This is a genomic window from Rhodopseudomonas sp. BR0M22, from assembly GCF_010907035.1.
GTDB lineage: Bacteria > Pseudomonadota > Alphaproteobacteria > Rhizobiales > Xanthobacteraceae > Rhodopseudomonas.
The window spans coordinates 1-11,069 of record NZ_QUMK01000106.1; the positions used below are offsets into that span (position 1 = coordinate 1).

At 66.6% G+C, this 11,069-nt stretch carries 9 protein-coding genes and 1 pseudogene; all 10 read left to right on the forward strand.

Features of this window, described 5'->3' with window-relative positions:
- A pseudogene (locus DY468_RS23485) lies at positions 1–239 on the forward strand (hypothetical protein); the annotation flags it as partial.
- A 105-nt stretch (positions 240–344) separates the two neighbouring features.
- A complete protein-coding gene (locus DY468_RS23490) occupies positions 345–1,040 on the forward strand; it encodes a ribonuclease T2 family protein (RefSeq protein ID WP_164607886.1) in 696 nt (231 codons plus the stop codon).
- 121 nt (positions 1,041–1,161) lie between these two features.
- Positions 1,162–2,130, forward strand: a complete 969-nt coding sequence (locus DY468_RS23495; RefSeq protein WP_164607888.1) for a bifunctional riboflavin kinase/FAD synthetase — start codon at positions 1,162–1,164, stop codon at positions 2,128–2,130.
- The gene (locus DY468_RS23500) at positions 2,127–2,699 is read left to right on the forward strand and encodes a sugar O-acetyltransferase (protein ID WP_164607890.1); all 573 of its coding nucleotides are present in this window, start codon (positions 2,127–2,129) and stop codon (positions 2,697–2,699) included. The genes DY468_RS23495 and DY468_RS23500 overlap by 4 nt, the downstream gene beginning before the upstream one ends.
- A gap of 180 nt (positions 2,700–2,879) precedes the next feature.
- Positions 2,880–5,939, forward strand: coding sequence for an isoleucine--tRNA ligase (gene ileS / locus DY468_RS23505; RefSeq protein WP_164607892.1), 3,060 nt, complete (start codon positions 2,880–2,882; stop codon positions 5,937–5,939).
- A 225-nt stretch (positions 5,940–6,164) separates the two neighbouring features.
- Positions 6,165–6,659, forward strand: a complete 495-nt coding sequence (gene lspA / locus DY468_RS23510) for a signal peptidase II (RefSeq protein ID WP_164607893.1) — start codon at positions 6,165–6,167, stop codon at positions 6,657–6,659.
- Positions 6,660–6,740: 81 nt separating this feature from the next.
- Positions 6,741–7,457, forward strand: coding sequence for a hypothetical protein (locus DY468_RS23515; protein WP_164607895.1), 717 nt, complete (start codon positions 6,741–6,743; stop codon positions 7,455–7,457).
- 168 nt (positions 7,458–7,625) lie between these two features.
- Positions 7,626–9,017, forward strand: coding sequence for a M16 family metallopeptidase (locus DY468_RS23520; RefSeq protein ID WP_164607897.1), 1,392 nt, complete (start codon positions 7,626–7,628; stop codon positions 9,015–9,017).
- Positions 9,014–10,402: a M16 family metallopeptidase gene (locus DY468_RS23525; protein ID WP_349644329.1), complete on the forward strand. Its 1,389-nt coding sequence runs from the start codon at positions 9,014–9,016 to the stop codon at positions 10,400–10,402. Before DY468_RS23520 ends, DY468_RS23525 begins: the two co-directional genes overlap by 4 nt.
- 321 nt (positions 10,403–10,723) lie before the next feature.
- Positions 10,724–11,069, forward strand: a 346-nt coding sequence (gene arfB, locus DY468_RS23530) for an alternative ribosome rescue aminoacyl-tRNA hydrolase ArfB (protein ID WP_164607899.1), incomplete at its 3' end; no start/stop codon positions are given.

An 11,069-nucleotide genomic window follows, 5' to 3' on the forward strand; every position in this document is an offset into this window, starting at 1 on the left:
GGAATTTACACTCTTTCCGTCGTCGGCAGCGTCAGATGTGTATAAGGGACAGCGACAATATTCCGCGCCGCTATTGCGCCGGTGAGGTTGTGCTGAACGATCACACCACGCGGCCGGTGTACTTCTCGATCGTCGAGGACGGCGGTCTGGCCGGCTTCACCGACGGCGTCGAGTTCTGCGTGGTCGGGCTCGACCGCAACTGGGCGTTCAACCCGGCCTGCCGGGCTGCCAAGCCCTGAGCCGGATGACGCTGCGGCTTGGCGGCGTCATCGACTTTCGAGATTGTTGAAACGTTCCTGAGCCCTGGTAGGCTTTTCGCTTTCCAGCAGCAGGGCCTTGTCACCATGCTTGGATTTGTTCGTCGACGACGGTCGCTGATCGCCGCCTGCGCGGCAATCGCGGCTGTGTTTGCCGCCGCTCCGGCGACGGCTCAGGACCATCGCCAGAACGCGCCCGGCGAGTTCGATTTCTACGTGCTGGCGCTGTCGTGGTCGCCGTCTTATTGCGCGCAGGCTTCCGAGCGCGGCCTCACCGGCCGCTCCCAACAGCTGCAGTGCGGCGGCCGGCCGTTCGCCTTCGTGGTGCACGGGCTGTGGCCGCAATACGAGCGCGGCTTTCCGGAATATTGTGAGCGCCCGGCGCCGCGGCTCGATCGCCGCATCGTCGATTCGATGCTCGATCTGATGCCGGCACCGGGGCTGATCTACAACGAGTGGGACAAGCACGGCACCTGCGCGGGCCTGTCGCAGCGCGGCTATTTCGAGCAGATCCGCAAGGCCCGCGCCGCGGTGCGGATTCCGCCGGATTTCATCGACGCCAAGGAGCCGCGCACCGTCACCCCCGACGAAGTCGAAGAGGCCTTCATCAAGGTCAATCCGGGGCTGTCGAATGCGGCGATCGCGGTGACGTGCGACCGCAAGCGGCTCAGCGAAGTGCGAATCTGCATGAGCAAGGATCTGCAGTTCCGGGCCTGCCAGGAGATCGACCGCCGCGGCTGCCGCCGCGACCGGCTCGAAGTCCCGCCGCTGCGTGGTGGCTGAGCGGCAATTCCCCGTTTCGGGACTTTCGCGGAAGGGGCCCTTTGGCCGCGATGGCTTGACACCGTGCGCGGCTCCGCGTCACGGTCCGGGTCCCTCCTGAAAGCGATGAACTGAATCCGAAATGACAGGCTTTGCCGTAATCCGCGACGACACGCCCACGGCCGCGATCCCGAAGGGCGCGGTGGTGGCGATGGGCAATTTCGACGGCGTCCACCGCGGCCATCGCGCCGTGATCGGCGCCTGCCTCGATATGGCGCGGACCAAGAACGCGCCGGCCCTGGCGGTGACGTTCGAGCCGCATCCGCGCAAGTTCTTCAGCCCCGCCGTCCCGCAATTCCGCCTCACCGACGAGACCGCCAAGCTGCGGCTGCTCGCCGGCACCGGGCTCGACGGCGCCGTCATCCTCAGCTTCGACGCGCGCCGTGCCGCAACCACCGCGCATGATTTCATCCAGCACGAGCTGATCGGCCGGCTCGGGGTGCAGGGCATCGCGATCGGCTACGATTTCCATTTCGGCAAGGGCCGCGGCGGCTCGCCCTCGATGCTGGTGGCCGAAGCGCCGTCGCTCGGCATCGAGGTCGACGTCCAGCCGCATGTCGATTTCGGCGACCATCCGGTGTCGTCGAGCGCGATCCGCAAATGCCTGGAGGAGGGCCACATCGCCGCCGCCACCGAGATGCTCGGCGGGCCGTGGTTCGTCACCGGGCAGGTGATCCACGGCGACAAGCGCGGCCGCGACCTCGGCTATCCGACCGCCAATATCAGGCTCGATCCGGAGTGCAGCCTGAAGCACGGCATCTATGCGGTGCGGGTCGGTCGCGGCGGCAAATACTACGATGCGGTGGCGAATTTCGGCCGCCGCCCGACCTTCGACAACGGCGCGCCGCTGCTCGAAGTGTTCGTGTTCGATTTCAACGAGCCGCTGTACGGCGAGACGCTCGACATCGCTTTCATCGCCTTCATCCGCGACGAGGAGAAGTTCGAGAGCATCGAGGCGCTGATCCGGCAGATGGACGACGACTCGGCCCGCGCCCGCGCCGCGCTCGCCGCCGACCACGGCGCCTTCCCCAAGCTCGGAGCACTGCGATGAGCCGGACCGAGAAGGAGAAGATGCTGGCGGGCGAGCTGTATCGCCCCGGCAGCCCGGAACTCGCCGCCGACGAGGCTGCCAACAAGGCCTGGATCGCCCGTTACAACGCTTCCGGCGCGCAGCCGGCGGCGGAGCGCCATGTGCTGCTGTCCGAGCATTTCGGCCACGTCGGCAAAAGCGCGGTGGTGCGGCCGCCGTTCTTCTGCGACTGCGGCTACAACATCTTCCTCGGCGACAATGTCTTCCTGAATTTCAACTGCGTGATCCTGGACATCATGCCGGTCCGGATCGGCGACCGCACCCAGATCGGTCCGGCAGTGCAGATCTACGCCGCCGATCACCCGCGCGACGCCGCCACCCGCCGCGAGGGCCTGGAATTCGGCCGCCCGGTGACGATCGGGGCCGACGTCTGGATCGGCGGCGGTGCCATCATCCTGCCGGGCGTGAGCATCGGCGACGGCGCCGTGATCGGCGCCGGCAGCGTCGTCACCCGCGACGTGCCGGCAAACGCCATCGTCGGCGGCAACCCGGCCAAGCCGCTGGGGAAGGGCGGCCAGACGCAAGGATGACCGCCGCAGGGCTTTGCGATCCCTCGGCCGCCTGCTAATGAATGCCGGCATGTCTGCACGGCGCCCCATCATCAGCATTATCGGCCCGGCTTCCGCCTGAGCTTTGAGTTCGGCGCAAGACCGGGACCCGTCCACTTCATCGCGATCGATCGCGTCAGCGCCTCTTGACCCAGAGCTTCCATGTCCGACAAGCCTGAAAAATCCGACGCCCAAAATAACGCCAACGACTATTCCAAGACCCTGTACCTGCCGCAGACGGAATTTCCGATGCGTGCCGGGCTGCCGCAGCGCGAGCCGGAGATGCTCAAGCGCTGGGAGGAGATGAACCTCTACGGCAAGCTGCGCGAGAGCGCGAAGGGCCGCGCCAAGTTCGTGCTGCACGACGGCCCGCCCTACGCCAACGGTCACATCCATATCGGGCACGCGCTCAACAAGATCCTCAAGGACGTCGTGACCAAGAGCCAGCAGATGCTCGGGTTCGACTCCAACTACGTGCCGGGCTGGGACTGCCACGGCCTGCCGATCGAGTGGAAGATCGAGGAAGAGAACTACCGCTCCAAGGGCAAGCCGAAGCCGAACTTCAAGGACTCGGCCGCGATGGTGGCGTTCCGCAAGGAATGCCGCGCCTATGCGCAGAAATGGCTCGACGTGCAGCGCGAGGAATTCAAGCGGCTGGGCGTGATCGGCGACTGGGAGCATCCCTACGCCACGATGAACTACTTCGCCGAGGCGCAGATCGCCCGCGAACTGATGAAATTCGCCGCCAACGGCACGCTGTATCGTGGCTCTAAGCCGGTGATGTGGAGCGTCGTCGAAAAGACCGCGCTCGCCGAGGCCGAGGTCGAGTACGAGGACTACACCTCGGATACGGTGTGGGTGAAGTTTCCAATTTCGTCCGAGCGGCCGCAAGAAGGCGAGGGCGTTGTCTTTGACGTTCTCGAAATGCAGGATGTCAGCGTTCTGATCTGGACGACAACGCCCTGGACACTGCCGGGCAATCGCGCAATCAGCTACTCGTCGAAGATCGTATACGGTCTTTACGAAGTCGTAGCTGCGCCGGAGGACAATTGGGCCAAGGTCGGTGAGAAGTACGTTATCGCAGACAATCTCGCCGCGAGTGTATTCGGTGCTGCAAGGGTCTCCGAATTTAAGCGCGTTCAAGCAGTAGATCCCTCGAAAATCTTGACATGTTGGCACCCGCTGTCCGGTCATGGTGGCCGCCAGTCGCTTGGCTACGATTTTCAGGTCCCTCTCCTCGACGGCGATCACGTCACCGACGACACCGGCACCGGCTTCGTCCACACCGCGCCGGGCCACGGCCGCGAGGACTTCGATATCTGGATGCACAATGCCCGTGCGCTCGAAGCACGCGGCATTTCGTCGGTCATTCCCTACACCGTCGACGAGAACGGCGCGCTCACCGAGCAGGCGCCGGGCTTTGTCGGCAAGCGGGTGATCAACGACAAGGGCGAGAAGGGCGACGCCAACGAGGCGGTGATCGGCGCGCTGGTCGAGCGCGGCATGCTGCTGGCGCGCGGCAAGCTGAAGCACCAGTATCCGCATTCCTGGCGCTCCAAGAAGCCGGTGATCTTCCGCAACACGCCGCAATGGTTCATCGCGATGGACAAGGACATCGTCGATGACGGCGTGGCCAAGCCCGGCGATACGCTGCGCGCCCGCGCCCTGCAGGCGATCTCCGTCACCCAATGGGTGCCGCCGGCCGGCCAGAACCGCATCAACGGCATGATCTCCGGCCGTCCCGACTGGGTGATCTCGCGGCAGCGCGCCTGGGGCGTGCCGATCGCGGTGTTCATCAAGGACAAAGGCGACGGCTCGGTCGAGATCCTGCAGGACGAGATCGTCAACCAGCGGATCGCCGAGGCCTTCATGCAGGAAGGCGCCGATGCCTGGTACGCCGAAGGCGCCGCCGCGCGCTTCCTCGGCGATCGTGCCGCCGAGGGCTGGCAGAAGGTCGACGACATCCTCGACGTCTGGTTCGACTCCGGTTCGACTCATGCGTTCGTGTTGGAAGATGCGCAGAACTTCCCCGGCCTCGCCGGCATCCGCCGCAAGGTCGACGGCGGTGCCGACACGGTGATGTATCTGGAAGGCAGCGACCAGCATCGCGGCTGGTTCCATTCGTCGCTGCTGGAGAGCTGCGGTACCCGCGGCCGCGCGCCCTACGACGTCGTGCTGACTCACGGCTTCACGCTCGACGAGCAGGGCCGCAAGATGTCGAAGTCGCTCGGCAACACCACCGATCCGGCCAAGGTGATCGCGTCCTCGGGCGCCGACATCCTGCGGCTGTGGGTGTGCGCCACCGACTACGCGGACGATCAGCGCATCGGTCCCGAGATCCTCAAGAACGTGGTCGAGACCTACCGCAAGCTGCGCAACTCGATCCGCTGGATGCTCGGCACGCTGCACCATTTCAAGCGCGACGAGGCGGTGGCGATCGAAGACATGCCGGAGCTGGAGCGGCTGTTGCTGCATCAGCTCGCCGAGCAGAGCGCCGTCGTCCGCGCCGCTTACGCCGAGTTCGACTACAAGACCGTGGTGGCGTCGCTGGCGGCGTTCATGAACACCGAGCTGTCGGCGTTCTATTTCGATATCCGCAAGGACACGCTGTATTGCGATCCGCCGTCGTCGCTGGCCCGCAAGGCCGCGCTGACCACGATCGACATCATCTGTGACGCGATCCTGAAATGGCTGGCGCCGGTGCTGTCGTTCACCGCGGATGAGGCGTGGACGATGTACCGGCCGGATGCCGAGCCGAGCGTGCATTTGACGCTGTTCCCGCTGGATCTCGGCGGCTATCGCGACGACGCGCTGGCCAAGAAGTGGACGCTGATCCGCGCGGTGCGCCGCGTCGTCACCGGCGCGCTGGAGGTCGAGCGTGCGGCCAAGCGGATCGGCTCGTCGCTCGAAGCCTCGCCGATGATCTATCTGCCGGAAGCCTTCATGGGCGACGTCTTCGACGTCGACTGGGCCGAGATCTGCATCACCTCGAATGCAATGGTCGAGATCCTGCGCGGTAACGACACCCCGCCGGCGGATGCGTTCCGGCTGCCGGAGCTGGCGGATGTTGCGGTCGTGGTCGAACGCGCCCAGGGCACCAAATGCGCCCGTTCCTGGAAGATCCTGTCCAGCGTCGGCAGCGATGCCGACTACCCCGACGTCTCCCCCCGCGACGCCCAGGCGCTGCGCGAATGGAAGGCGCTGGGGGGCGCAGCGGCTTGAGCGGCTCGCATCCGCAGCAAGGCCCGTCATGGCCGGGCTTGACCCGGCCATCCATGGCTGCGAGCACGGTGGTTGTTTCGTGGATGCCCGGGTCAAGCCCGGGCATGACGCCAGTAAGTGCGGCAAGGCCAAGCCCATGACTGATGCCTCGTCTCAACCGAACCGACACGGCGTATGGGTCCCCGCCTGCGCGGGGACGACGCTTCGTGACAGGGCGGCGGCATCATGACCCCCGTCCGCCTCGGCGTCCTCGCCGCGATCGTCGCGCTGGCGCTCGACCAGGCCAGCAAGTTCTGGCTGCTGTACGGCTTCGAGCTGGCGCGGAAGGGCGTGGTGCCGGTGACCTCGTTCTTCGATCTGGTGCTCGCCTGGAACACTGGCATTTCCTACGGCTGGTTCGCCGGGCAGGGGCCGACCGGGCAGATGCTGATGCTGGCGTTCAAGGCGGTGGCGATCGTGGCGCTGGCGATCTGGATGGCGCGCTCCACCACCCGGCTTGCGACGATCGGTCTCGGCCTGATCATCGGCGGGGCGATCGGCAATGCGATCGACCGGCTGGCCTACGGGGCGGTGGTCGATTTCGCGCTGTTTCACGTCGAAATCGCCGGAAAAACCTACAACTGGTACGTGTTCAACATCGCCGACGTGGCGATTGTTGTCGGGGTGGCGGCCCTGCTGTATGACTCCCTGATGGGGCTACCCGCCGCAAAAGCGCCCTGATCCCGGCCGATACCGACCGCGCGGAATTGGGCCTGCTTCCGGGTTGCGGCCCGACCGCAAGACGTGAATAGGATCAACGCCATGCGCCAGACCGACAGCCGCCTTTCGACGCCGGAGACGTCCACCGCCGCGTTGCTCCGCACCGTCCGGTTCGCCGCCGTGGCCCTCGGGGTCGGCGTCGTGCTGACGGCGGGGATCGCCCGCGCCCAGGAAGAGCCGGACGACTCCACCTTCGAGGAAAAGATCATCAAGGGCCTGATGTCCGGCATCGGCGCCACCAACATGGACAATTCCGGCATCAACTATCGCGAGCGCTCGCCGCTGGTGGTGCCCCCGAAGCTCGATCTGCCGCCGCCTGAAACCGCCGCAACGGCGGCGCCTGCGCCGAACTGGCCGAAGGACGCCGATCTGCAGCGCCGCAAGGAGATCAAGGCGGCCGAGGCCAAATCGAAGCCGACGCCGTGGGAAGCCGCCCAGCCGCTCTCTCCGTCGCAGCTCAAATCGGTCCGCGCCGATTCCAACAAGGGCGGCAACGATCCGATGCAGCCCGGCAACCAGCAGAACAATCCGATGCTGAGCCCGTCGCAGCTCGGCTTCAACGGCTCGCTGTGGAGCGTGTTCGGCGGCAACAAGACCGAAACCGCGACCTTCACCGGCGAACCGCCCCGCGAGAGTCTGACCGAGCCGCCGGTCGGCTATCAGACGCCGTCGTCGAACTTCGCTTACGGCACCGGGCCGAAGGAAGCGCTCGGCAACAAGCGGATCGACATCATGACGGGCAAAGAAACCAGCAATTGAGTCTGGTTGCTGTCCGTCCCGCTTCGATACGGCTCGCCGCCTCGCGCGGCATCCCCATTTGCAATCTCGTCGTAAGCGCGCGCCTCGGCGCCGCTGCCGACGCGTGGCGCCTTGTCTTTCGGACCGGCGCTCGGCCTGATCCGTCCTCCAGCCAGGATGATGCCTGATATGACCGCATCCGCCGTCTCGCGCCGCCGTCCGCTCGCCGCACTCGGCGTTCTCGCCGCCCTGCTGGTCGGTGCGCCGGCCGCTGCGCAGACCGTCACCGCCGCACCGCCCGCGACCTTCACGCTGCAGAACGGGCTGCGGGTGGTGGTGATTCCGGATCATCGCACCCCGGTGGTGACGCAGATGATCTGGTACAAGGTCGGCTCGGCCGACGAGACGCCCGGCAAATCGGGGCTCGCGCACTTTCTCGAACATCTGATGTTCAAGGGCACCGAAAAGCATCCGGCCGGCGAGTTCTCGCAGACCGTGCTGAAGATCGGCGGCAACGAGAACGCTTTCACCTCCTACGACTTCACCGGTTACTTCCAGCGGGTGCCGCGGTCCAATCTCGAACAGATGATGGCGTTCGAGGCCGACCGCATGACCGGCCTGGTGCTGAAGGACGAGAACGTGCTGCCCGAGCGCGACGTCGTGCTCGAAGAATACAACATGCGCGTCGCCAACAGTCCGGATGCCCGGCTCACCGAGCAGGTCATGGCGGCGCTGTATCTCAACCATCCCTATGGCCGGCCGGTGATCGGCTGGCATCAGGAGATCGCCAAGCTCGATCGCGACGACGCGCTGGCGTTCTATCGCCGGTTCTACGCGCCGAACAACGCCACGCTGGTGATCGCCGGCGACGTCGAGGCCGACGAGGTTCGCCCGCTCGCCGAGCGCATCTACGGCGTGATCCCGGCGCAGCCGGCGATCCCGGCGCAGCGGATTCGTCCGCAGGAGCCGACGCCGGCCGGACCGCGCACGGTGACGCTGGCCGACCCGCGCGTCGAGCAGCCTGCCGTGCGCCGCTATTATCTGGTGCCGTCGGCCCATACCGGCGCCAAGGGCGACAGCGCCGCGCTGGAAGTGCTGGCGCAATTGCTCGGCCAGGGCAGCAACTCGTATCTGTACCGCGCGCTGGTGATCGACAATCCGCTGGCGATCTCGGTCGGCGCCAACTACCAGGGCAATGCGCTCGACGACAGCTACTTCATCGTCGCCGGCACGCCGAAGCCGGGCGTCGAATTCGCGGCGATCGAGAAGAAGATCGACGAGGTGATTGCCGACCTCGTCACCCATCCGGTGCGCTCCGAGGATCTGGAACGGGTCAAGACCCAGCTCATCGCCGCCGCGGTCTACGCGCAGGACAATCAGACCACGCTGGCGCGCTGGTACGGCCAGGCGCTGACCACCGGACTGAGCGTGCAGGACGTGCAGAGCTGGCCCGCGCGCATCCGCGCCGTCACCTCCGACGATGTCCGCGCGGCGGCCAAGCAATGGCTCGACCGTAACCGTTCGGCCACCGGCTATCTGATCAACGGCCCGGCCGCCAAGCAGGAGGAGAAGCGCTCGTGAGCATCGACCTGACTTTGGCCCGGCGCCTCGCACTGTCCGCCTGTGTCGGCCTCGCGGTCGCGCTGTCCGCCGCGCCGTCCTTCGCGGCCGCCAAGATCCAGCGCCTGGTCACCCCCGGCGGGCTGGTGGCGTGGTTCGTTCAGGACGCCACCGTGCCGCTGATCTCGATGGAGATCTCGTTCGACGGCGGCTCGAGTCAGGACCCCGCCGACAAGCCGGGCGTCGGCCACATGGTCGCGAACCTGATCGACGAAGGTTCGGGCGATATGGATTCGGCGACCTTCCACGAGCGGCTGGATCGCCGCGCCATCCAACTGTCCTATTCGGTGAATCGCGATGACTTCCGCGGCTCGCTGCGGATGCTGAAGGAGGATCGCGACGAGGCGTTCGGCCTGCTGCGGACCTCGCTGACCAAGCCGCGGTTCGAGCCGAAGGACGTCGAGCGGATCCGCGCGCAGCTGATCTCGACGCTGCGCCGCCAGTCGCTCGATCCGAACAATCTGGCGAGCCGCAAGTTTCTCGAAGTCGCGTTCGGTGACCATCCCTACGGCCGGCCTTCGACAGGCACGCTGGAAAGCCTGCCCAAGGTCACGATCGACGACATGAAGGCCTATGTCGGCCATGTGCTGGCGAAGGACACGCTGAAGATCGCGGTGGTCGGCGACATCGACGCCGACGCGCTCGCCAAGCTGCTCGACGATACCTTCGGCAGCCTGCCGGCCAAGGCGCAGCTCACGCCGGTGCCGGACGTCGTCGCCACCAAGCCGCCGCAGCGGACCAACGTGACGCTCGACGTGCCGCAGACCGTGGTGATGTTCGGCGGGCCCGGCATCAAGCGGCACGATCCGGACTTCATGGCGGCCTACGTGGTCAATCACATCCTCGGCGGCGGCTCGCTGTCGTCGCGGCTGTACAGCGAAGTGCGCGAGAAGCGCGGGCTCGCTTATTCGATCTACGAGCAACTGCTGTGGATGCAGCATTCGGCGCTGTTCATCGGCTCCACCGGCACCCGCGCCGACCGCGCCACCGAAACCATCGACGCCGTTGCGGCCGAGGTGAAGCGGATCGCGGGCGAGGGGCCGAGCGAGAAGGAACTGGCCGAGGCCAAGTCCTATATCAACGGCTCGCAGATGCTGTCGCTCGACACCTCCGCCAAGCTGGCGCAGGCGCTGCTGCAGTATCAGAACGACGGCATGCCGATCGACTACATCGACAAGCGCAGCGACATCGTCAACGCGGTCACGCTCGCCGACGCCAAGCGCGCCGCGCAGCGGCTGTGGTCGAACGGCCTGCTCACCGTCGTGGTCGGCCGCCAGCCCGAGGCCGCCGCCCAGCCCAACATGGTGAAACCCGCCGGCGCCCCGCCGCCGGCACGAGCGAACTGACGCCACGCGCAGACTCGTATTCGCCCAAGCTTTCCCCGAGCACGACCTAACCTCTCCCCGGGGCACAGTTGAACCTCTCCCCGCGCGCGGGGAGAGGTCGACCGGCGAAGCCGGGCGGGTGAGGGGGCGCCTCGACACGGCCGAGCCTCTGCGACGCGTGGAGACGCCCCCTCACCCCGGCCCTCTCCCCGCACGCGGGGAGAGGGGGCGCGCCGCGAACCGCAGATTCTACTCCCTTTGCCGCGAGGCGCGCCTCGGTAGGCAATGTGCTACACAGCGGGCCGCCGTGCGGTCCGCGCGGCATCAACCGCTTGGTGCCCCATGCTGCGGATCAGCCGCAACCTCGTGATCGAGGACGACGACATCGAGATCAGCTTCATCCGCGCCTCCGGGCCGGGCGGGCAGAACGTCAACAAGCTCGCCACCGCGGCGCAGCTTCGGTTCGACACCGCCAGAATCGCGCTGCCGGAGGATGCCGCGGCGCGCCTCGTCGGGCTCGCCGGCCAGCGCATGACCAAGGACGGGGTCATCGTCATCCGCGCCGACCGCTATCGTACTCAGGAACGCAACAAGGCCGACGCGCTGGAGCGGCTCGAAGAGCTGCTGAAAGCCTCGCTGGTCCGCCCGATCCCGCGCCGCGCCACCCGCCCGACGCTCGGCTCCAAGA